This window comes from Nocardioides marinisabuli, assembly GCF_013466785.1.
GTDB lineage: Bacteria > Actinomycetota > Actinomycetes > Propionibacteriales > Nocardioidaceae > Nocardioides > Nocardioides marinisabuli.
Genome location: NZ_CP059163.1, coordinates 1,642,204 through 1,664,442 on the forward strand (window position 1 = coordinate 1,642,204; position 22,239 = coordinate 1,664,442).

At 74.3% G+C, this 22,239-nt stretch carries 18 protein-coding genes and 1 pseudogene; 14 read left to right on the forward strand and 5 right to left on the reverse strand.

Translation table 11 applies throughout. The features are described from left to right. Nucleotides 1-45 precede the first annotated feature (45 nt). Entirely contained in the window at nucleotides 46-1,656 is a 1,611-nt protein-coding gene (locus tag H0S66_RS07900; protein WP_179614902.1) for a sulfatase family protein, read from the forward strand. Between the two features lie 3 nt (nucleotides 1,657-1,659). On the opposite strand, the gene H0S66_RS20395 is transcribed toward H0S66_RS07900, so the two are convergent. Together H0S66_RS20395 and H0S66_RS21120 are read right to left on the reverse strand one after the other, a co-directional pair. Beyond that, nucleotides 1,660-2,130 (reverse strand): helix-turn-helix transcriptional regulator, encoded by a 471-nt coding sequence (locus H0S66_RS20395; protein ID WP_258017159.1) that lies wholly within the window; start codon nucleotides 2,128-2,130, stop codon nucleotides 1,660-1,662. Between the two features lie 109 nt (nucleotides 2,131-2,239). Beyond that, nucleotides 2,240-2,644: pseudogene (locus H0S66_RS21120) on the reverse strand (AraC family transcriptional regulator ligand-binding domain-containing protein); the annotation flags it as partial. Nucleotides 2,645-2,782: 138 nt separating this feature from the next. Here H0S66_RS21120 and H0S66_RS07910 point away from each other — a divergent pair. The 5 genes from H0S66_RS07910 to H0S66_RS07930 all read left to right on the forward strand — a co-directional run bounded on the left by H0S66_RS07910 (nucleotide 2,783) and on the right by H0S66_RS07930 (nucleotide 7,289). After that, entirely contained in the window at nucleotides 2,783-4,135 is a 1,353-nt protein-coding gene (locus H0S66_RS07910) for a flavin-containing monooxygenase (RefSeq protein ID WP_179614904.1), read from the forward strand. Then, complete coding sequence (locus tag H0S66_RS07915) at nucleotides 4,132-5,049, forward strand: bile acid:sodium symporter family protein (protein WP_179614905.1); 918 nt, start codon at nucleotides 4,132-4,134, stop codon at nucleotides 5,047-5,049. The genes H0S66_RS07910 and H0S66_RS07915 overlap by 4 nt, the downstream gene beginning before the upstream one ends. Then, on the forward strand, nucleotides 5,046-5,996 hold the full coding sequence (locus H0S66_RS07920) for an SDR family oxidoreductase (protein ID WP_179614906.1): 951 nt from the start codon (nucleotides 5,046-5,048) through the stop codon (nucleotides 5,994-5,996). Before H0S66_RS07915 ends, H0S66_RS07920 begins: the two co-directional genes overlap by 4 nt. A gap of 10 nt (nucleotides 5,997-6,006) precedes the next feature. Next, nucleotides 6,007-6,789: an SDR family oxidoreductase gene (locus H0S66_RS07925; RefSeq protein WP_179614907.1), complete on the forward strand. Its 783-nt coding sequence runs from the start codon at nucleotides 6,007-6,009 to the stop codon at nucleotides 6,787-6,789. A 173-nt stretch (nucleotides 6,790-6,962) separates the two neighbouring features. Continuing rightward, nucleotides 6,963-7,289: a hypothetical protein gene (locus H0S66_RS07930; protein ID WP_179614908.1), complete on the forward strand. Its 327-nt coding sequence runs from the start codon at nucleotides 6,963-6,965 to the stop codon at nucleotides 7,287-7,289. 193 nt (nucleotides 7,290-7,482) lie between these two features. Here H0S66_RS07930 and H0S66_RS07935 read toward each other — a convergent pair whose 3' ends face one another. Together H0S66_RS07935 and H0S66_RS07940 are read right to left on the reverse strand one after the other, a co-directional pair. Continuing rightward, entirely contained in the window at nucleotides 7,483-9,057 is a 1,575-nt protein-coding gene (locus H0S66_RS07935; protein WP_179614909.1) for a DHA2 family efflux MFS transporter permease subunit, read from the reverse strand. Between the two features lie 79 nt (nucleotides 9,058-9,136). Further along, nucleotides 9,137-9,625 carry a glutathione peroxidase gene (locus H0S66_RS07940; RefSeq protein WP_179614910.1) on the reverse strand — a complete coding sequence of 163 codons (489 nt, stop codon included), beginning with the start codon at nucleotides 9,623-9,625 and terminating at the stop codon, nucleotides 9,137-9,139. 71 nt (nucleotides 9,626-9,696) lie between these two features. On the opposite strand from H0S66_RS07940, the gene H0S66_RS07945 reads away from it, so the two are divergent. From H0S66_RS07945 to H0S66_RS07960, 4 genes are all read left to right on the forward strand, one after another. Next, a complete protein-coding gene (locus tag H0S66_RS07945) occupies nucleotides 9,697-12,501 on the forward strand; it encodes a DEAD/DEAH box helicase (protein ID WP_179614911.1) in 2,805 nt (934 codons plus the stop codon). A 241-nt stretch (nucleotides 12,502-12,742) separates the two neighbouring features. Beyond that, entirely contained in the window at nucleotides 12,743-13,198 is a 456-nt protein-coding gene (locus H0S66_RS07950; RefSeq protein WP_258017160.1) for an SWIM zinc finger family protein, read from the forward strand. A 110-nt stretch (nucleotides 13,199-13,308) separates the two neighbouring features. Beyond that, nucleotides 13,309-14,370, forward strand: coding sequence for a class I SAM-dependent methyltransferase (locus tag H0S66_RS07955; RefSeq protein WP_179614912.1), 1,062 nt, complete (start codon nucleotides 13,309-13,311; stop codon nucleotides 14,368-14,370). A gap of 37 nt (nucleotides 14,371-14,407) precedes the next feature. Beyond that, entirely contained in the window at nucleotides 14,408-15,880 is a 1,473-nt protein-coding gene (locus H0S66_RS07960; protein ID WP_179614913.1) for a protein adenylyltransferase SelO, read from the forward strand. Here H0S66_RS07960 and H0S66_RS07965 read toward each other — a convergent pair. Beyond that, nucleotides 15,856-16,437: an SACE_7040 family transcriptional regulator gene (locus H0S66_RS07965; RefSeq protein WP_179614914.1), complete on the reverse strand. Its 582-nt coding sequence runs from the start codon at nucleotides 16,435-16,437 to the stop codon at nucleotides 15,856-15,858. The genes H0S66_RS07960 and H0S66_RS07965 overlap by 25 nt on opposite strands. A gap of 178 nt (nucleotides 16,438-16,615) precedes the next feature. On the opposite strand from H0S66_RS07965, the gene H0S66_RS07970 reads away from it, so the two are divergent. From H0S66_RS07970 to H0S66_RS07985, 4 genes are read left to right on the forward strand one after another with little or no spacing between them, the layout of a single operon-like run. Continuing rightward, on the forward strand, nucleotides 16,616-18,181 hold the full coding sequence (locus H0S66_RS07970) for a carboxyl transferase domain-containing protein (RefSeq protein WP_179614915.1): 1,566 nt from the start codon (nucleotides 16,616-16,618) through the stop codon (nucleotides 18,179-18,181). A gap of 11 nt (nucleotides 18,182-18,192) precedes the next feature. Beyond that, nucleotides 18,193-20,142: an acetyl/propionyl/methylcrotonyl-CoA carboxylase subunit alpha gene (locus tag H0S66_RS07975; RefSeq protein ID WP_246305118.1), complete on the forward strand. Its 1,950-nt coding sequence runs from the start codon at nucleotides 18,193-18,195 to the stop codon at nucleotides 20,140-20,142. Continuing rightward, nucleotides 20,139-21,134 (forward strand): hydroxymethylglutaryl-CoA lyase, encoded by a 996-nt coding sequence (locus H0S66_RS07980; protein WP_179614916.1) that lies wholly within the window; start codon nucleotides 20,139-20,141, stop codon nucleotides 21,132-21,134. The genes H0S66_RS07975 and H0S66_RS07980 overlap by 4 nt, the downstream gene beginning before the upstream one ends. Continuing rightward, nucleotides 21,131-22,234, forward strand: coding sequence for a hypothetical protein (locus tag H0S66_RS07985; RefSeq protein WP_179614917.1), 1,104 nt, complete (start codon nucleotides 21,131-21,133; stop codon nucleotides 22,232-22,234). The genes H0S66_RS07980 and H0S66_RS07985 overlap by 4 nt, the downstream gene beginning before the upstream one ends. Nucleotides 22,235-22,239 lie beyond the last annotated feature (5 nt).

A 22,239-nucleotide genomic window follows, 5' to 3' on the forward strand; every position in this document is an offset into this window, starting at 1 on the left:
ACCTGCCGGGGGATCGGGTGCCCCCGTCAACTAATCTTCCGCGCTGTGAGTCTCGCCCGCCGTCCCGGCCACCGCATCCCTCTGGCCCTAGGCGGGCTCGTCCTGGGGCTCGGCCTGCTGCCGCTCTCGGGCGCCCTGGTCGCCGGTGCCGGGCCGAGCGGGGCGAGCGAGGCCGCGGGCCCGCCGCCGGTGGCCTCGGAGGGGATCCGTCCGCTGCCCGAGGTGCAGCGGGCGGCGGCGCCCGACGCGCCCAACGTCGTGCTGATCACCACCGACGACCAGCGGCTCGACGACCTGCGCCACATGCCGCAGACCCGGAAGCTGCTGGGCCAGCAGGGCGCGGTCTTCAAGGACATGGTCTCCCCGCACCCGCTGTGCTGCCCGGCGCGCGCGGAGATCCTCAGCGGCCAGTACGCCCAGAACAACGGGGTGCTCTCCAACGGCGGGGAGTGGGGCGGCTACATGGCGCTGCGCGAGCCCGACAACACGCTGCAGCGCTGGGTCTACGAGGCCGGCTACCACACCGCGATGATCGGCAAGTTCATCAACTACTGGTTCCCCGACTCCCAGCCGGTGCCGCTGGGCTGGGAGTGGTTCGACGCGTCGGCGAGGAACTCCTTCGGCTACTACGACTTCGACATGTTCACCAACGGCGAGCGCACCCGCTACGACGACGGCGAGGCCTACTCGACGACGTACACCACCAACCGCACCGTGCAGCTCGTCGAGGACTGGAGCGCCGGGCGCGACCCGCTGCGCGACGGCAAGCCCGGCGAGGACAAGCCGTTCTTCATCTGGACGTCCTACTACGCCCCCCACGGCGAGTGCGGCGAGGGCTCCTGCAAGGTCGGCCCCGCCCCCGAGGCGCGCTACCGCGACCTCTACCCCGACGCGAAGCCGCCCAGCTTCGCCTCGTCGGCGTACGACGCCCGCCTCGACGACCCCAACCCGCACCTCAAGGGCAAGCGGGTGCTCGACCGCGCGAGGATGACGCAGTTCCACCGCCAGCGGATCCAGTCGCTGCGCAGCGTCGACGACGGGGTCGCGAGGATCGTGCAGGCGCTGCGCGAGACCGGCGAGCTGGACGACACGCTGGTCGTCTTCACCTCCGACAACGGCTACCTGCTGGGCGAGCACCGCTACCTGGGCAAGACGCTGGCCTACGAGGAGGCGCTGCGGGTGCCGCTGCTCGTGCGCGGCCCCGGCATCGCGCCGCGCACGAAGGTCGAGGAGCCGGTGACCACCGTCGACCTGGCCCCCACGATCGTCGACCTCACCGCCGCCGTCCCTGGGCGCACCCTCGACGGTCGCAGCCTGCTCGCCGCCGCACGCCAGGAGGGGCCGCGGCTGCGGGCCGACACGGTGCTGGTCCAGGCCGGCGCCCGCTCGGCCAAGGACGGCACCGGGCCCTGGATGTTCCGTGGGGTGCGCACCGACCGCTACACGCTCACCAAGTGGGTCAAGCGCTCGGGCCGTCTGCACATCGACCTCTTCGACCGCCGCCGCGACCCCGACCAGGTCGACAACCTGGCGGGCAGCCGCGCCTACCGGCCGGTGCGGCGCGAGCTGAAGAAGCGGCTGCGCTCGCTGGTCGGCTGCGTCGGCAGCGACTGCTTCCGCGAGTTCGGGCCGGTGCCCGACCCGAAGCGCCGCTGAGGCTCACCCGGGGGCCGCACCGGCCGACCGGGCCCGCAGCTGGCCGGGCGTCTCCCCGCGCCAGCGGCGGAAGGCCCGGGTGAAGGCGGTCTCGTCGGAGTAGCCGAGCCGCAGCGCCACGTCGGAGACCCGCTCCCCCTGCTCGAGCGCCCGCACGGCCAGCTGCTCGAGGGTGCGCTCACGCACCGCCGAGAAGCTCAGGCCGTCCTCGGCCAGCAGCCGGTTGAGGTGGCGCCCGCTGTGCGCGAGGTGCTCGGCCACGCGCTCGCGGCCCCAGTCGGGGTGGGCCAGCACCACCTCGCGCACCCGCACCGCGAGGTCCTGGCTGCCCAGGCGGGCCAGGGTGCGGTCGGCCAGCTCGCGCAGGTGGTCGCGCAGCGCCGCGTTGGCCTGCACCAGCGGCAGGTCGAGCTCCTCGGCGTCGAGCACCAGCGCGTCGACGGCGGCGCCGAAGCGCACCGGCACGCCCAGCACCGCGGAGTGCGCCGGGTCGGGACCGGGCGCGGGGTGCGCCAGGTCGAGCGCGGACCGCCCCGACGTGGCCGCCGGTGGCCCACCGGGCCAGGTGCAGCAGCGTCGTCAGCGCCGCCTCGGTGCGCTCCAGCGGGCGTACGGCGAAGTCGTGCTCGAACTCGACGCGCACCAGCGGCCCCTCGTGGCGCAGCGAGAACGACCCCGCCCCGATCACCGGTGCGTAGGCGGTCAGCTCCTCGAGGGCCTCGCCGAGGGTGGCGCAGGTGACCAGCAGCATCCCGGCGCTGTCGAGGTGCCCGACCTGCATCCGCAGCCCCAGCCGCAGCCCGGCCAGCGGGTCGGCGGCCCCCGCGCAGTACTGCTCCCACAGCTCGTCCTGCCAGGCCAGCGGCACCCGCTCGGCGCTGCGCAGCCGGGCGACCAGCGCCTCGTCGAGCGCGATGCCGGTTTCCTGCGCGGCCTGCAGCAGCGCGCGGGCGTACTGCGCGGTGACCTCGCGCCCGGCTGCCTGCATGGGCCGATCATCCCCCGCCCGTCGCCGCGGCGCGTCCCGGATTGCCGAGCGGCGCGTCCCGATCGGCCGGGCGGGGCCCCGGCGCCGCTCCTAGGGTGACGTGGGTCACGGCGCCGCCGTGGCGGGGAGGAGCAGACCATGCAGACGCACGGGTACGCCGTGGTGGGCGCGGGACCGATGGGGCTGGCGTGCGTGCGCAGCCTGCTGCGGGAGGGCCTGCCGGTCACCGGTCTCGAGCTGCACACCGACGTCGGCGGGCTCTGGGACATCGAGAACCCGCACTCGACGATGTACGACAGCGCGCACCTGATCTCCTCGCGGCACATGACCGAGTACGCCGAGCACCCGATGGACCCCGGCGGCGCGGCGTACCCGCACCACAGCGAGGTGCGCGACTACCTGGCCTCCTACGCCGACCGCTTCGCCCTGCGCGAGCACTACGAGATGGGCACGCGCGTGGTCTCGGCGCGGCCCCACGAGCTGGGCTGGGAGCTGGTCACCGAGCACGACGGCGAGCAGCGCACCCGCGTCTTCGACGGGCTGCTGGTGGCCTCCGGCACGCTGCACACCCCGCGCGTCCCGCGCCTGCCCGGCGAGTTCACCGGCACCGTGCTGCACTCCTCGCAGTACCGCTCGCCGTCGGTCTTCACCGGCCAGCGGGTGCTGGTCGTGGGCTGCGGCAACTCCGGGGCCGACATCGCCGTCGACGCGGTCCACCACGCCGCGAGCGTCGACCTCAGCGTGCGCCGCGGCTACCACTTCCTGCCCAAGTTCGTCGCCGGTCGCCCCATCGACACCCTGGGCGGCAAGGTGCGCCTGCCGCGCGCGGTCAAGCAGCGCGTCGACGGTGCGCTGATCCGCGCCCTGGTGGGCCGGCCCAGCGACTACGGCCTGCCCGACCCCGACTACCGGCTCTACGAGTCGCACCCGGTGGTGAACTCGCTGGTGCTGCACCACCTCGGCCACGGCGACATCACCGCGCGCCGCGACATCGCCGCGATCGAGGGCCGCCGGGTCACCTTCGGCGACGGCGAGAGCGCGGAGTACGACGTCCTGCTGCTGGCCACCGGCTACGAGCTCGACTACCCCTACCTCGACCGCGACGACCTGGCCTGGCCCGCGGGCGTCGACGCGCCGCAGCTCTACCTCAACGTCTTCCACCCCGAGCGCGACGACCTGTTCGTGATGGGGATGGTCGAGGCGACCGGGCTGGGCTGGGAGGGCCGGCACCAGCAGGCGCTGCTGGTGGCCCGCTACCTGGCGCACCGCCGGGCCGGCACCGGTGCCACCGGCGCCCTCGACCGGGCCCGGCGCGAGCGCGCCACCGAGCGCGAGGACGGCGGCTACGACTACCTGCCGCTGGCCCGGATGGCCTACTACGTCGACAAGCAGACCTACCTCGACGCGCTCGCCACGCACCTCGGCGAGCTGCCGGCGCTGGACCCGACGAGCACCGCTGTGGTGGGCCCACGCGAGCGGGTGGACGCATGATCGACATCGCGCTGCCCGACCTGACCCTGCTCAACATCCTGCTCGGGCTGATGATGTTCGGCGTCGCGCTCAGCCTGCGTCCCGCCGACTTCGTGCGCATCGTCAAAGCGCCCAAGGCCCCGGCCGCCGGGCTGGTGGCGCAGTTCGTGCTGCTGCCGGCCGGCACCTGCCTGGCCGCGTGGCTGCTGCCCGTCAGCGCCGAGGTCGCGCTCGGGATGATGCTGGTCGCGGCCTGCCCCGGCGGGTCGTTCTCCAACATCCTGACCTGGCTGGCGCGCGGCAACGTGGCGGTCTCGGTCTCGATGACGGCCGTCTCGAGCCTGGCCGCCACCGTGCTGACCCCCTTCAACTTCGCGCTCTACGGCACCCTCAACCCCCGCACCCGCGACCTGATGACCGACATCTCGCTCGACCGGGTCGACCTGCTGCTCCTCGTGCTGCTGGTGCTGGCCCTGCCGATGGCGCTGGGCATGCTCGTCGGGCGCCGGTTCCCGGGCTTCGCGGCGCGCAGCGAGAAGCCGTGGCGCATCGGCTCGATGCTGGTCTTCCTGGCCTTCGTCGCGATCGCCTTCGGCAACAACCTCGACCTCTTCCTCGACCAGATCGGCACCTTCTTCTGGGTCGTGGTCGGCCACAACGCGCTGGCGCTGCTGCTGGGCCAGGCGATCGGCCGCGGCCTGCGGATGCCGGTCAGCGACCGCCGCGCCGTCACCCTCGAGGTCGGCATCCAGAACTCCGGGCTGGGCCTGGTCATCGCCTTCACCTTCTTCCCCGAGCTCGGCGGGGCGCTGCTGGTCGCGGCGTTCTGGGGCGTGTGGCACCTGGTCTCCGGGCTCACCCTGGCCCAGGTCTGGTCGCGCCGCCCGCTGCCCGCCGACGACCCGGTCCACCGCGACCCTGTGGGTGCGCGATGAGGCGCCGCGTCGTCGTCACCGGTGCGGCCGGCTACCTCGGCCGCCAGCTCGCCACGCGTCTCGCGGCGTCGTACGACGTGCTGGGGCTCGACGTGCGCGACCCCGCCGAGGTGGCGCAGCCCGGCGAGCTGGGCTTCGAGCTGCGCCGCGGCGACGTGCGCGACCCGGCGCTGGTCGAGACGCTGCGCGGCTTCGGCGCCACCCACGTGGTGCACCTGGCCTCGGTGCTGGTCGCCTCCCGCGACCGGGCCCGCGACTTCGACATCGACGTCAACGGCACCCGCAACGTGGTCGAGGCCTGCCTGGGCGCCGGGGTGGAGCACCTGACGGTGACCAGCTCGGGCGCGGCCTACGGCTACCACCCCGACAACCCGGCGTGGATCGACGAGCGCGACCCGCTGCGCGGCAACCCCGAGTTCGCCTACAGCGACCACAAGCGCCAGGTCGAGGAGCTGCTGGCCGGCTACCGCCAGAGCCACCCGCGGCTGCGCCAGCTGGTGCTGCGCCCCGGCACCGTGCTCGGCGACAGCACCGACAACCAGATCACCGGGCTGTTCACCGGCCCCCGGGTGGTCGCGCTGCGCGGCTGCCCCTCGCCGTTCGTGCTGATCTGGGACCAGGACGTGCTCGGCGTGCTCGAGCAGGGCATCGCCACCGACCACGCAGGCATCTACAACCTCGCCGGTGACGGCGCCCTGACCATGCCCGAGATCGCCGAGCGGCTCGGCAAGCCGCTGCTGGCGCTGCCGGTGCCGCTGGTGCGCGCCGGGCTCCAGGTGCAGCGCTGGCGGGGGAGGCCGGTCGGGCCCGAGCAGGTGGCGTTCCTGCGCTACCGCCCGGTGCTGTCGAACCGGCGGCTCAAGGAGGAGATGGGCTACGTGCCGCAGCGCACCACGCTCGAGGTGCTCGAGGGCTTCGCCCAGGCGCGCGGGATGGTGCTGGCGTGAGGGGGCCGGCGTGAGCGTCGTCCTCGTGACCGGCGCGGCCTCCGGGCTGGGCTGGGCGATGACCCGGCGCTGGTACGAGGCCGGCCACGACCTGGTGCTCGCCGACGTCGACGCCGCCGGCCTGGCTGCCAGGACCGCCGGGCTCGACGCCGAGCGGGTGCTGGGCGTGGTCACCGACGTGACCGACGCGGGCGACCTGGCGGCGCTGGTGGAGGCCACTCGGGAGCGGTTCGGTCGCCTCGACGTGCTGGTCAACAACGCCGGCATCACCCACCGCAGCCCCGCGCACCGCACCGACCCCGCGGTCTTCCGCACCGTGATGGCCGTCGACTGGCAGGGCCCGGTCGAGCTGACGCTGGCGGCGCTGCCGCTGCTGCGCGAGAGCGGCGGCACGGTGGTGTGCATCTCGTCGATGGCGGGCTGGATGCCGGTCCCCGGCCGGGCGGCGTACGGCGCGGCGAAGGCGGCGCTCACCCAGTTCTTCGAGGTCCTGCGCCTCGAGCTCGAGCCGCAGGGCGTGAACGTGCTGGTGGTGCACCCCTCGTTCCTGGACACCCCGATCGAGCAGCATGCCCTGGGCGAGGACGGCCGGCCGACCGGTCGGGCCCGCTCGACGGTTGGGCGGCTGCGCTCGGCCGACGAGACCGCCGCGCGCATCGACCGGGCGCTGCAGGCCGGCCGCCCGCGGCTCTTCCCCGACCGGGGCACCGTGCTGGCGAGCCTGCTGTGGCGGGTGGCTCCGGCGGTCTACCAGGCGCAGGTGCGACGGCGCTTCGCCGAGGACCTGGGGTAGGCGCCCCGGCGTCGCGTGACCGCCCGCGCCGGAGCGAACTCCTGGCCGGTAGGTTCCGGCCGGGACGGTCCCGGCCCCGGGGGCCCTCGACAGCCGAAGGTGGGTCTCAGATCAAGCTGACTGCCGAAGAGTTCTCGCGCCGACTCACGTACGGAACCCTGCTCCTCACGCCCATGTTCGTGTTGGGAGTCTGGCTGACCATCCGGTTCTCCCCTTGGTCATTGTCTGGGTCCCTGGTCGCGCTCGCCGTCAGCCTGGTAGCCGCGGTCTGTGTGGGCTGGCTGCTGAGATCACGCGTCCTCACCCTGACGGACGAGCCCGGTCGGACGAGGAGATCGTCTGCGCTCGGCGCAGTGCTGACGCTGGCGCTCGTCTACGTGGTGATGGCCTTCGGCCAGGAGTTCTTGCTGTTCCTGGCTTGCTGCTCGGTTGTCGGTTTCTACGTGAGTGCTGGGCTGGGTTCGCTCGTCGACCTGCGACGGCTGCAGGTGCAGGACTGACCGGTCCCCCCTCTGCTGGTCGGGATCCACACGGCTCGCGCGGCGGGTCAGCGGTGAGCGAGCAACCATCGGTCGCCCCGAACCGGTTGCCAGCCCACCGCCGGCCACGGGGTACGGAGCCCAGCGGTGCGCTGGCAACCGAACCGGTACTGCGAACGGTTGCTGACGCACCGCCCGCGGCGACGGGCGCCGCTCAGTGCACCAGGGCGCCGGGCTCGACCTGGCGGGCCGGCTTGCGGCGGGGCAGGAAGAACGCCGGCACCAGCACCAGCGCCACCAGCACCGTGGCCACCACGAACGAGCTGCCGAAGGCCTCCGACATGTCGGACAGGCCCTGGGCCAGCACGCCCGGCTCGACCGGGGTGCCGTCGCGCATCGCGGCCTGGGCCTGGCCGACGGCCGGGGAGTCCTTGAAGCCGTTGGTCAGCAGCACCGAGAAGACGGCGGTGCCGATCGAGGCGGCGACCTGCTGGGTGATGTTCATCAGCGTGGAGCCGCGGGCGATCTCGTGGTCGCTGAGCGTCTGCAGCGCCGAGGTCATGATCGGCATCATCGTGCCGCCCATGCCCAGGCCCATGACGAAGAGCGCGCCGATCAGGTAGGCGTACGACGGGTCGCCGACCTTGGCGAAGGCCTCGCCGAGCTCGACGGAGCCGGGGCCGACCGAGACCTGGGTGAACATCGCCATGCCGACCACGATCAGGCTGATGCCGCTCATCACGATCTTGCCGGGGCCGATGCGGTCGGTCAGCACGCCCGCGACCGGCATCGTCAGCATCGCGCCGATGCCCTGCGGGGCCAGCAGCACGCCGGCGCCCAGGGTGGTCTCGTCACGCAGGAAGAGGAAGTACTGCGGGAAGAGGAGGCTGGCGCCGAAGAAGGCGATCGCGAAGAGCGACATCGCGAGCACCGCGGTGGTCAGGGTGCGGTTGCGGAAGAGGTGCAGGTCCATCAGCGGGTGCTCGGGCGGCGCCTTGAGGGTGCGCAGCACGAACGCCGCGACCAGCAGCAGACCCAGGGCGGCGGTGACCAGCACCTTGGCCGCCAGCACGGTGCCCTCCTCGGGGATCGAGGAGACGCCGTAGAGGAACAGCGCCAGGCCGGGGGAGAGCAGCAGCATCCCGACGAAGTCGAAGCGCTCGGAGGGCGTGGGCGCGTCGGCGGGCAGCACCTTGGCGGCGTACACGATCGCGCCGATGCCGATCGGCAGGTTGATCAGGAAGATCCAGTGCCACGAGGCGATGTCGATCAGCCAGCCGCCGAGGATCGGGCCGAAGATCGGGCCGAGCAGCATCGGCACGCCCAGCACGGCCATGACGCGCCCGATCCGGTGCGGGCCGGCGGCGCGGGTCATGATCGTCATGCCCAGCGGCATCAGCATGCCGCCGCCGAGACCCTGCAGCACCCGGAAGAGCGTCAGCATCTCCACGGTCGTGGCCGCCGCGCACAGCAGCGAGCCGGCGGTGAAGAGGCCGACGGCGAGCATGTAGAGGCGCTTGGTGCCGAAGCGGTCGGCCGCCCAGCCGGTCAGCGGGATCACCGTGGCCAGGGCCAGGGTGTAGCCGGTCATCGTCCAGGCGGTCTGCGCCGGGGTGGCGTCGAAGTCGGCCTGGAAGGTCGGCTGGGCGACGCTGACGACGGTGATGTCGAGGATCGACATGATCGCGCCGAGCACGACCACGCCGGCCACGAGCAGCACGTTCTTGTCGAGCTTGTCGTCGTCGTGGCGAGGGGCGGGTGCCGGGGTCGGCGCGGTGTCGGTGCTCACCGACCAAGGCTAGGTAGGGAACCCTCTCAGTGCGAGCCGATATCGCGTGCGTTGGGTCACGTCGCGGCGTGGGAGTGGCTCAGCCGCACGCGGCCTCGATGGCCGCCACCAGCCGCGGGTCGTCGGGCGCGACCGTCGGGCCGAAGCGGGCCACGACCGCGCCGTCGGGGGCGACGAGGAACTTCTCGAAGTTCCACCGCACGTCGCCGGCCTCGCCGTCCTGGTCGGGCGCCTTGGTCAGCTCGGCGTAGACCGGGTGCCGCGAGGGCCCGTTGACCTCGACCTTCTCGCTCATCGGGAAGGTGACGCCGTACGTCGCGGAGCAGAAGGTGGCGATCTCGTCGGCGGAGCCCGGTTCCTGCTCGCCGAACTGGTTGCACGGCAGCCCGACCACGGTGAACCCGCGCCCGGCGTAGGTGTCGTGCAGCTCCTCGAGCCCGGTGTACTGCGGGGTCAGCCCGCAGCGGCTCGCGACGTTGACCAGCAGCGCCGCGCGGCCACCGGTCAGGTCGCGCAGCGTCGCGTCGGTGCCGTCGAGGCGGGCGAGGGGCGCGTCGAGGATGCTCATGGCGCTGAGCCTAGGGCGAGCCCGGTCGGCCCCTGGACCGACGGTCGGTGGCGGGGGCTAGCGTCGCGGACGTGAGCTTCGTCCCCGTCACCGGCACGGCGACGTTCCTGCCGGCCGACCCGCCGCGCGAGGGCGTCGTGGAGTTCGTCGACGCCCGGCGCACGGTCGCGCTGCCGGTGCGTGCGGCGCTGCCGGTGCTGACCAAGGCCCACGCCCGCGACGACCTGCACCCCAGCGTCGGCCTGCTCTCCGGGGCGGTGCTGCTCGGCATGCGCCTGGTCGCGGCAGGCGCGTTCGAGCCGGCCCCCGACGACGGCCGCCCGCCGCAGTGGCGGGTGGCGCCGCTGGGCGACGACGACGAGGACCGGGTGCGGATGCTGGCCCGCGCCCGCGCCCACGAGGGGTGCGACGAAGCAGCGGCCGAGCAGGTCGTACGCCGGGTGCTCGACGCCGTGGTCGACGCGATGCCGCGCGGGGCCCCGGTCGCGCCGGCCCGACCCACGCGCCCCCGGCCCGTCCGCGGGGGCGGCCCCGAGGGGGCACCTCCGGCGGGCGGCGCGCTCCAGCCCTCCGCCGACTTCCGCGACCGGCTCCAGCGCCGCATCGCTCGCCACCGCCACGCCGGGCAGCTGCCGCACCTGGTCTCGCTGAGCCTGCGGGTCGAGGCCGACGAGGAGGAGCTGGTCGGCGGCACCGTGCGGGTGGTGCTGCAGGTGCACGACGAGCGCGACCCGCTGCACGTCACCGACGCCTCGTCGCTGTGGCTCGACGAGCCCGAGGTGCACGGCTTCGGCGAGCGCGCCCGCACCCACGCGACCATCGCGCTGCGCTCGGCCGCCGAGGCCTGGCCGGTGCTGGAGCGGCTGCTCGACCTGCGGGTCCCCGACCAGCTGACGCTCGACTCCGACGAGCTGGTGAGCCTGCTCGACGACGGGGTCGGGGCCCTGGCGGGCGCCGGCGTCGACGTGCTGTGGCCCAAGAGCCTCGGTCGCGAGCTGACCACCCGGGCCGTGCTCGACCGGGCGCCGCGCGACAAGGGCCCGCGCGAGGAGCCGCTGCAGACCGGGCTGCTGACCCCCGAGAGCATGTTCGCCTTCCAGTGGCAGGTGGCCCTGCACGGCGACCCGCTCACGCCCGAGGAGATGGACCGGCTCGCCGAGGCCGCGAGCCCGGTGATGAAGCTGCGCGGGGCGTGGATGGTCGTCGACCCGGCCGTCGCGCGGCGGGCCCGCAAGCGGCTGGTGCGCGAGGTCCGCCCCGCCGAGGCGCTGGCCTCCGCGCTGACCGGGGTGGCCGTGGTCGAGCGCGGCGCCGAGAGCGAGGAGGGCGTCGTCGTCGGCGCCAGCCTGCTGGCGGTGCGCGAGCGGCTGACCACCGCCGCCACCCGCGAGCCGGTCGAGGCGCCCGCGGGCCTGGCCGCGACCCTGCGCGACTACCAGCGGCACGGGCTGACCTGGCTGGCCGACCTGACGTCGTACGGGCTGGGGGCCTGCCTGGCCGACGACATGGGGCTGGGCAAGACCGTGCAGGTCATCGCGCTGCACCTGCACCGGGTCGAGGCGGCGCGCGCCGAGGGGCGTGAGCCGCTGCCGACGCTGGTGGTCTGCCCGACGAGCCTGCTCGGCAACTGGGAGGCCGAGGTGCGCCGCTTCGCCCCCGGCGTGCCGGTGCGGCGCTTCCACGGCTCCGCGCGCAGCCTCGGCGACCTCGAGGCGGGGCTCGACGGCGACCCCGGCTTCGTCCTGACGACGTACGGCACGATGCGCAGCGACGCCAAGGACCCCGACACCTCGACGCTGCGCCCGGTGGTGTGGGGGCTGGTGGTCGCCGACGAGGCGCAGCACGTGAAGAACCCCCGCGCGGCGACGGCGCGGATGCTGCGCACCCTGACCAGCCAGGCCCGGGTCGCGCTGACCGGCACCCCGGTCGAGAACGACCTGACCGAGCTCTGGGCGATCCTCGACTGGGCGATCCCGGGCCTGCTCGGCAGCCGCAACGCCTTCCGCCGGGTCTGGGCGGCGCCGATCGAGACCGGTGACGAGCCGACCAAGGCGCGCCAGTTCGCCGACCTGGTCGCGCCCTTCCTGCTGCGCCGGCGCAAGTCCGACCCGGGCATCGCCCCCGAGCTGCCGCCCAAGACCGAGACCGACCACCCGCTGAGCCTGACCCGCGAGCAGGTGGTGCTCTACGAGGCGTTCGTGCGCGACACGATGGAGTGCATCGAGCGCGCCGACCCCGACTCCCGTCGCGGGCTGGTGCTGATGCTGCTGACCGGGCTCAAGCAGATCTGCAACCACCCGGCCCACTTCCTCAAGCAGTCCGGCGGGCGCCTCGGCGGCCGCTCGGAGAAGCTCGACCTGCTCGACGAGCTGATCGGCACCGTGCTCGCCGAGGACGGCGCCGTGCTCGTCTTCACCCAGTACGTCGCCATGGCCCGGCTGCTCGAGCGCCACCTCGGCGCCGCGGGCGTGCCGACCCAGCTGCTGCACGGCGGCACCCCGGTGCGCGAGCGCGAGGCGATGGTGCGCCGCTTCCAGGACGCCCCGCCCGGCGAGGCCCCGGTCTTCCTGCTCTCCCTCAAGGCCGGCGGCACCGGGCTGAACCTGACCCGCGCCGACCACGTCGTGCACTTCGACCGGTGGTGGAACCCGGCCGTCGAGGAGCAGGCCACCGACCGGGCCTACCGGATCGGTCAGACCCGGCCCGTGCAGGTGCACCGCCCGGTCGTGCGCGGCACCATCGAGGAGAAGGTCGCCGAGCTGCTGACCCGCAAGCGGGCCCTGGCCGACGCGGTGCTCGGCAACGGCGAGGCCGCCCTGACCGAGCTCAGCGACGACGAGCTGCGCGACCTGGTCACCCTGCGCCGGGAGGACTGAGCGGTGGGCGGGCAGGGCGTGGTGCACCGCGGCTGCCGGCGCGGCGCCGCACCACCCGGGCCGAGCGGTGGTGGGGCAAGGCGTGGGTGCGCGCCGTCGAGGAGTCGGCGTACGCCGAGGGCGACCTGGCGGCCGCCCGCACCCTGTCGCGCTCCGGGCAGGTCGGGGCCATCGAGGTCGTCCCGGGTCGGCGGTCGCGGTCGTCGACGACCGCGACGGGCGCTGGCGGGTCGAGGTCGCGGTGCCGGTGCTCGACGACGCCGGCGCCGAGGCCCTGGTCGAGACCGTGGCGGCGCAGGCGGGCCGGGTCGGCGCGCTCCTGGCCGGCGACCTGCCGCACGAGCTGGTCGAGCACGCCGAGGAGGCCGGCGTCGAGCTGCTGCCCTACGGGGGCGAGCTGGCCACCACCTGCACCTGCGAGGGCTGGGTCGACCCGTGCGTGCACGCGCTGGCGGTGCTGCACCAGCTGACCTGGCTGATGGAGGCCGACCCGTTCGTGCTGCTGCACCTGCGCGGCACCGGTCGCGAGGAGCTGCTGGCCCGGCTGCACGCCCGCGCGCCCGCGCCCTCCGCCGGCGTCGACCCGGAGGACGGGGACGACGACCTGACCACGGCGTACGACGCCGCCGAGCGCGCCGCCCGGCTGCTCGAGCTGCTCGAGGGTGACGGTCCGCCCGACATCGACCACCTGCTCTGAGGCCGGGGACACCCCCTACCCACAACCGGTGAGATCCGCGGCGGCCCGGCTCCGGCCGGCTCCCGGAACCGGACACTGGCGGGTGGACCACCCCCGACGCAGGAGCCCCCATGCGCACCGACGAGCTCGCCGACCACCTGCTCGCGTCCGTCATCGGCGGCCTCGACGTGCTGACCGTGGCGGTCGGCGCCCACTTCGGGCTCTACGACCTGCTGCACCGCCGGCCGCGGACGGTGGGCGAGGCCGCGGCCGCGTCGGGCATGGCGCCGCGCTACGCCCGCGAGTGGCTCGAGCAGCAGTGCGTGGCGGGCCTGGTCGACGTCGACGACCCCGCGCTGCCCGCCGAGGAACGCCGCTACCTGGTCAGCGACGAGCACGCGGCGGTGCTGTGCGACCCCGACAGCCTCAGCTACACGACCCCCTTCGCGCAGATGGTCGCTGCCGCCGGCGTGCAGCTGCCGCGGCTGCTGGCGGCGTACGCCGCGGGCGGCGGTGTGGGCTGGGAGCAGTACGGCGAGGCGATGCGCCGCAGCCAAGCCGACGCCAACCGGCCGCTGTTCCTGCAGCTCCTCGGCTCCCAGTGGCTGCCCGCCCTGCCCGAGGTGCACGCGAGCCTCGAGCGCGGTGGGCGGGTCGCCGACATCGGCTGCGGCGACGGGTGGGCGGCCATCGGGGTGGGTCTGGCCTACCCCGGCGCCCGGGTCGACGGCTACGACATCGACGCGGCCTCCATCGCGGCCGCCGCCGCCAACGCCGCCGCGCACGGGGTCGCTGATCGCGTGCAGTTCCACCACGCCGACGCGGCCGGTGCCGAGCAGGAGGGCGTCTACGACCTGGTGCTGGCCATGGAGTGCGTGCACGACATGGCCGACCCGGTGGCGGTGCTCGGCTCGGCGCGGCGGCTGGCCGCCGAGGGCGGGCACGTCGTGGTCATGGACGAGCGGGTGCCCGACGCCTTCACCGGCCCTGGCGACCAGGTCGAGCAGCTGATGTACGGCATCTCGATGATTGTCTGCCTGCCCGACGGCCTCTCCCACCAGCCCTCGGTCGGCACCGGCACGGTGATGCGGGCGCCGGTGCTGCGCGGCTACGCCCAGCAGGCCGGCTTCGCCGACCTCGAGGTGCTGCCGATCGAGCACGACGTGTTCCGGTTTTACCGGCTCCTGCGCTGAGACGCCCGCCCTGGCCCGGCGGCGTAGCGTGGCAGGCATGAGCGTGAGCACCCTCGACGACCTGCGCCTCGGCACCCGGTTCGCCGACGTCCTGCCCGAGCTGGCGGTGCGCTGGCAGGCCGAGGAGGCACCCGAGCCGCAGCTGGTGGTGCTCAACGAGCCCCTGGCCCGCGAGCTGGGGCTCGACCCGGGGTGGCTGCGCACCGAGGCCGGGGTGCGGCTGCTGGTCGGGGCCGACGTGCCCGAGGGCGCGACCCCGGTGGCCCAGGGGTACGCCGGCCACCAGTTCGGCGGCTACTCCCCGCGCCTGGGCGACGGGCGGGCGCTGCTGCTCGGTGAGCTGGCCGGCCCCGACGGCGACCTGCGCGACCTGCACCTCAAGGGCTCGGGCCGCACCCCGTGGGCCCGCGGTGGCGACGGGCTCGCCGCGCTCGGCCCGATGCTGCGCGAGCACGTCATCAGCGAGGCCATGCACGCGCTGGGCATCCCCACCACGCGCTCGTTGGCGGTGGTGGCCACCGGCCGCGGTGTGCACCGCGACCAGGTCCTGCCCGGCGCGGTGCTGGCCCGGGTCGCGGCCAGCCACCTGCGCGTCGGCAGCTTCCAGTACGCCCGCGCCACCGGCGACCTCGACCTGCTGCGCCGCCTCGCCGACCACGCGATCGAGCGCCACCACCCGGCCGCGCGCGCCGCCGGCCTCGGGGGAGCGGCGTACCTGGCGCTGCTGGAGGGGGTCGCGGCCGCCCAGGCCCGGCTGGTCGCCCGGTGGGTGCTGGTCGGCTTCGTGCACGGTGTGATGAACACCGACAACATGACGATCTCGGGCGAGAGCATCGACTACGGGCCGTGCGCGTTCCTCGACGCCTACGACCCGAGCACGGTCTTCAGCTCGATCGACACCGGCGGTCGCTACGCCTTCCGCAACCAGCCCGCGGCCGCGCAGTGGAACCTGGCCCGGCTCGCCGAGGCGCTGCTGCCGCTGATCGACGACGACGAGGAGCGCGCCGTGGCCGCGGCCACCGCCGCCCTCGAGCGCTTCGCGCCGGCCTACACCGAGGCCTTCACGTCGGGCGCGGCCGCCAAGCTCGGGCTGCCCGAGGGGTTGGAGCAGGCCGTCGTCGCGCCCCTGGTCGAGGACCTGCTGGGCCTGATGGCCGCGGCGCGCGTCGACCACACGTCGTTCTGGCGCTCGCTGGCCGACGCGGCGCGCGGCGAGGCCGAGGGCGTGCGCGGGGTGGTGCTCGACCTGCCCGGCCTCGACGCGTGGCTCGAGCGCTGGCGGGCGCTGGACCCCGACGGCGACGCGATGGACCGGGTCAACCCGGTCTACGTGCCGCGCAACCACCTGGTCGAGGAGGCCCTCGAGGCCGCCACCGCGGGCGACCTGGCGCCGCTGCACCGGCTGCTCGACGCGGTCACCGCGCCGTACGACGAGCGGCCGGGGCTGGCGGCGTACGCGCAGCCGGGGCCGGAGGGGGCCGGGCCCTACGTGACGTTCTGCGGCACCTGAGCGTCCACCGGCTCCAGGCCCAGCGCGCCCAGCGCCATCCGGTGCAGCAGCTCGCCCATCGCGGGGTCGGGCAGCAGCGCGCTGTGCGGGGTGGAGTTGATCAGCCCGAAGGTGGCGTGCGCGGTCGCGCGCGCCTGCTCGAGACCGAGACCGGGGTGCACCGAGCGCAGCTGGGTGGCCCACACGTCGACGTACTCGCGCTGCAGGGCGCGCACCTGCTCGCGCGCCTGCTCGGGCAACGACTCCCAGTCACGGTCCTGCACGACGATGAGCGGGCGGTGGCGCAGCGCGAAGTCGACGTGCCAGTCGACCAGCGCCACCACCGCGGCCCGGGCGTCGGGCGCCGCGGCGGCCCGCTCGCGGCCCACCTCGAGCAGCTGCTCGCTGATCGAGACCAGCATCGCGGCCAGCACGGCGTCCTTGGAGGCGAAGTGCTTGTAGAGCGCGGGCCCGGAGACCCCGCAGGCGGCGCCCAGGTCGGCCACCGAGACCCCGTGGAAGCCGCGCTTGGCGAACAGCTCGGCCGCGGTGGCCAGGATCTGCTCGCGCCGGGACATGCCCCCGAGGTTATCGCCCATTAACCCCGACCCGGCTCATATCTCGCGCCCACCCGGCGCGAACCGGCACCCGGGGCGTCGGTTCGGGCCGGCTCGGCGGGAGATTCGGGACGGGTCAGCGTGAGATTTGCGACGGGTCGTGGTGGTGGGGGAGGTTAATGATCGCTAACCTGAGCGCGTGAGCGATCTCAAGGACCTCGTCGACGACCTGCGCGAGCGGCTGGCGACGGCACGGACGGGCGGCAGCGAGTCGGCGCGGGCCAAGCACACCGGGCGCGGCAAGATGCTGGCCCGCGAGCGCGTCGACCGCCTCCTCGACACCGGCAGCCCGTTCCTCGAGCTGAGCCCGCTGGCGGCGACCGAGATGTACGGCGCCCCGGGGGAGACGCCGGTGCCCAGCGCCGGCATCGTGACCGGCATCGGCCGCATCCACGGCCGCGAGTGCGTCGTCGTCGCCAACGACGCCACCGTCAAGGGCGGCACCTACTACCCGATGACGGTCAAGAAGCACCTGCGCGCCCAGACCATCGCCGCCGAGAACCACCTGCCGTGCGTCTACCTCGTCGACTCCGGCGGCGCGTTCCTGCCGATGCAGGACGAGGTCTTCCCCGACCGCGAGCACTTCGGCCGGATCTTCTTCAACCAGGCCAACATGTCGGCCGCCGGCATCCCGCAGATCGCCAGCGTGATGGGCTCGTGCACCGCCGGCGGCGCCTACGTGCCGGCGATGAGCGACGAGACCGTTATCGTCAAGGGGCAGGGCACGATCTTCCTGGGCGGCCCGCCGCTGGTGAAAGCCGCGACCGGCGAGGTCGTCACCGCCGAGGAGCTCGGCGGCGGCGACGTGCACGCGCGCACCTCCGGCGTGGTCGACCACCTCGCCGACGACGACGCCCACGCGCTCGCGATCGTGCGCAGCGTCATCGGCACCCTGCCCCCGGCCCGGCCGCACCGCACCCCGGCCGCCGAGGTCGAGGAGCCGCACGAGCCGCCCGAGTCGCTCTACGACGTGGTGCCCACCGACACCCGCACGCCGTACGACGTGCGCGAGGTGATCAGGCGGGTCGTCGACGGCAGCCGCTTCCACGAGTTCAAGAAGCTCTACGGCGACACCCTGGTCTGCGGGTTCGCCCGCATCTGGGGCCACGAGGTCGGCATCGTGGCCAACAACGGCATCCTCTTCAGCGAGTCGGCGCTCAAGGGCGCCCACTTCATCGAGCTGTGCAACCAGCGCGGCATCCCGCTGGTCTTCCTGCAGAACATCTCCGGCTTCATGGTCGGGCGCGAGTACGAGAACAACGGCATCGCCCGCGACGGCGCCAAGCTGGTCACCGCGGTCGCCTGCAGCGTGGTGCCGAAGTTCACCGTCGTCATCGGCGGCTCGTACGGCGCCGGCAACTACGGCATGTGCGGGCGGGCCTACGACCCGCGCTTCCTGTGGATGTGGCCCAACGCCCGGATCTCGGTGATGGGCGGCGAGCAGGCGGCCGGGGTGCTCTCCACGGTGCGCCGCGACGGGATCGAGGCCCGGGGCGAGGAGTGGAGCGCCGAGGACGAGGAGCAGTTCAAGGCCCCGATCCGCGAGCAGTACGAGACCCAGGGCTCGCCCTACTACGCCACCGCTCGACTCTGGGACGACGGCGTCATCGACCCCGCCGACACCCGCCGCGTGCTCGGGATGGGCCTCGCGGCCACGGCGTACACGCCGATCCCCGAGCCCCGCTACGGCATCTTCCGAATGTGATGGAGACACACATGCACACGCTCCTGGTCGCCAACCGCGGCGAGATCGCCCGACGGGTGCTGGTCACCGCGCGCCGCCTCGGCTGGCGCACCGTGGCCCTGCACACCGACCTCGACGCCGGCGCGCTGCACGTCACCGAGGCCGACGTCGCGGTGCGGGTCGGCTCCTACCTCGACATCGACGAGGTGGTCGCCGCGGCCCGTGACTCCGGCGCCGGCTACGTCCACCCCGGCTACGGCTTCCTCTCCGAGCGCGCCCCCTTCGCCCGCGCGCTCGCCGAGGCCGGCCTCACCCTGGTCGGCCCGACCGCCGAGGTGATGGACGCGATGGGCCGCAAGGACGCCGCGCGCGACATCGCGGTCGAGGCCGGCGTGCCCGTCGTGCCGTCGTACGACCTGGCCGACGACCCGGCCTCGTTCGCCTACCCCGTGCTGGTCAAGGCCGCCGCGGGCGGCGGCGGCAAGGGCATGCGGGTGGTCCGCTCGGCGGGCGAGTACGCCGAGGCGCTGGGCGCCGCGCAGCGCGAGGCGCGCTCGTCGTTCGGCGACGACACGATGCTCATCGAGAAGTACGTCGAGTCGGGTCGCCACGTCGAGGTGCAGGTCATGGGGGACACCCACGGCCACGTGGTGCACCTCTTCGAGCGCGACTGCTCCACCCAGCGCCGCCACCAGAAGGTGCTGGAGGAGGCGCCCGCGCCCACGATCAGCGAGGAGCAGCGGGCCGCGATCACCGCCTCGGCCGTCGCGCTGGCCGCGCAGGTGGGCTACACCGGCGCCGGCACGGTCGAGTTCCTGCTCGACAACGCGACCGGCGAGTTCTACTTCCTCGAGATGAACACCCGCCTGCAGGTCGAGCACCCGGTCACCGAGGAGGTCGCGCGGGTGCGCGGCGAGCGGGTCGACCTGGTCGCGCTGCAGCTGCAGGTGGCCACCGGCGAGCCGCTCGGCTTCGACCAGGACGACGTGACCCTCGAGGGCCACGCGATCGAGGCGCGCGTCTACGCCGAGGACTCCTTCGGCGGGTTCCTGCCGCAGGCCGGCCGCGCCTCCCTGGTGCGCTGGCCGGCCGCCGTCGAGCGTGCCGGCACCCGGGTGCGGGTCGACCACGCGCTGGTCTCGGGCCAGGAGGTCTCCACCGCCTACGACCCGATGCTGGGCAAGGTCGTGGTGTGGGGCGCCGACCGCGAGGCGGCGCGCACCGGCCTGGTCGCCGCCCTCGACGACACCGCCGTGCTGGGCCTGACCACCAACACCGGCTTCCTGCGCGCGCTGGCCGCCGGTGCGGAGTTCCGCGACGCCACCATCGACACCGCCTGGCTCGACCGCCACGAGGTGCCCGCCCCCGACGGCGACCTGGCCCGGGTCTTCGCGGCCTGGACCCAGGTGCTCCTCGACACCCTGCCCGCCGCCGGCGCGGGCCCGGGCGGGGCCGCCGCCGGCAGCTGGCACGCCGACGGCTGGCGGATGGGGGCCGACCCGGCCCCCGACACCGTCACCCTCGACGGGCACAGCCTGGTCGTCGACCGGCACCGCGGGCGCGTCGACGACCACCGCGTCCAGGAGGTCTCGGTCGCCGACCACACCGTGCACCTGATCGTCGACGGCCACGCCGAGCACGCCGTGCTCGACGTGCGCTCCGGCGACGTCGAGGTCGCCCACCGCGGCCAGCGCTGGGCCTGGCAGCGCCCCGACCCGTTCGCCGACCACGGCCCCGAGGCCGGCGACGGCTCCCTGGTCGCGCCGATGCCCGGCACCGTCCTCGACGTCCGCGTCGAGCAGGGCCAGCAGGTCGCGGAGGGCGACGTGCTCGGCGTGCTCGAGGCGATGAAGATGGAGCTCGCGCTCACCGCGCCCTTCGCCGGCACGGTCACCACCGTCGACGCCACCACGGGGCGCCAGGTGCCCCTGGGGCACGTGTTGTTCCACGTGGAACCAACGGGCCAGGAGGAGCAGGGATGACCACCACCCCCGACCGCGAGCCCGCCATCGGCGCCCTGCCCATGCGGGTGCCGGCACCCGGCCTGCCCGAGCGGGTCACGATCTACGAGGTCGGCCCCCGCGACGGCCTGCAGAACGAGCAGGCGCTGGTGCCCCTGGCCACCAAGGCCGCGTTCGTACGACGGCTGGTCGCCGCCGGGCTGCCGGTGGTGGAGGCCACCAGCTTCGTGCACCCGAAGTGGGTGCCCCAGCTCGCCGACGCCGCCGAGCTCGTGGCGCTGCTCGAGGCCGACGACCAGCTCGGCGACGCGGCCCGCGACCTGCCGGTGCTGGTGCCCAACGAGCGCGGCCTCGACCGGGCGCTCGAGCTCGGGATGCGCCACGTCGCGATCTTCGGCTCGGCCACCGAGACGTTCGCCGCCAAGAACCTCAACCGCACCCTGGCCTCGCAGATGGAGATGTTCGAGCCCACCGTGGCCCGCGCCCGCGAGGCCGGGCTCGACGTGCGCGCCTACGTCTCCATGTGCTTCGGCGACCCCTGGGAGGGGCCGGTGCCGATCGAGCAGGTCGTCACCGCGGGCCGTCAGCTGCTCGACCTCGGCGCCTCCCAGCTGAGCCTCGGCGACACCATCGGCGTCGGCACCGCCGGCCACGTCACGGCGCTCGTCGAGGCCTTCGGCGCGGCCGGCGTCGGCCCCGAGCGGCTCGCGCTGCACTTCCACGACACCTACGGCCAGGCGCTGAGCAACGTGCAGGCCGGGCTGCGCGCCGGCGTGACGACGTACGACGCCTCGGCGGGCGGCCTGGGCGGCTGCCCCTACGCCGTGAGCGCGACCGGCAACCTGGCCACCGAGGACCTGGTGTGGCTGCTCGACGGTCTCGGCATCGAGCACGGGGTCGACCTCGAGGCGTTGGTGGCGACCAGCACCTGGATGGCCGGCGAGCTCGGACGACCCAGCCCGTCGGCCGTCGTTCGGGCCCTCGGGGCCGATCGGGCACAATCACCCGCGTGAGCAACCGACGCGTCTACCTGCACATCGGCGCGCCGAAGACCGGCACGACCTACCTGCAGGACCGGCTGGCCCGTAACGCGAAGTCGCTGGCTTCCCACGGCGTCACGCTGCCGACCCGTAGCCCCGTGGTGAGCCCGGGCCTCTTCCACTTCCGCGCGGCGCTCGACCTGCTCGGCCAGGACTGGGGCGGCGAGCCCGGCCACGCCGAGGGCAGCTGGGAGGCCCTGGTGCGGCGGGTCAAGCGCAGCAGCGGCACCGTCATCATCAGCCACGAGATCCTGGCGCCCGCCCCGGCCGAGGCGGTGGCCCGCGCCAAGCGCGACCTGGGCGGCGGCGACGACGTGCACGTCGTCTACTCGGTGCGCGACCTGGGCCGCCAGCTGCCGGCCGCCTGGCAGGAGAGCATCAAGCAGGGCCGCAAGTGGACCTACCGCCAGTTCCTCAAGAAGGTGCGCCAGCGCCAGCCCTGGTTCTACCGCTCCTTCGACCTGCCCTCGGTGCTCGGCACCTGGAGCGCGGGCCTGCCCCCCGAGAACATCCACGTCGTCACCGTGCCCCAGCGCGGCAGCGCCGCCGCCCCCGACGAGCTGTGGCGCCGGTTCTGCACCGCCTTCGGCATCGACCCGGCCTGGGCGCCCGAGGAGTCCGAGCGGCGCAACCCCTCGCTCGGGGCGGCCGAGACGGTGCTGCTGCGCCGGCTCAACAAGCGGCTGGGGCGCCGTACCCGCCGCGAGGTCACCTACGACGCGCTGGTGCGCGACCTGCTCGCCGAGCAGGAGCTCGCCGGCCGCAAGGGCGCCGCGCCGCTGGGCCTGCCGCCCAAGATGTACGACTGGGCCGAGGACGAGGCCGAGCGCTGGATCGAGTACGTCGAGGGCTCGGGCGTGCAGGTCCTCGGCGACGTCGCCGACCTGCGCCCCCAGCGCCCCGCCGAGGGCACCGGCTGGGTCAACCCCGACAAGATCTCGGCGCGCGAGCAGCTCTCGGTGGCCGTCGACGCGCTGACCGCGATGACCCGCGAGGCCGCGCGCCGCGAGGACCCCGACCAGCAGCTGGTCAACCGGGTGCGTTCGCAGGCCCGGCGGCTGCGCGACCAGTGAGCGAG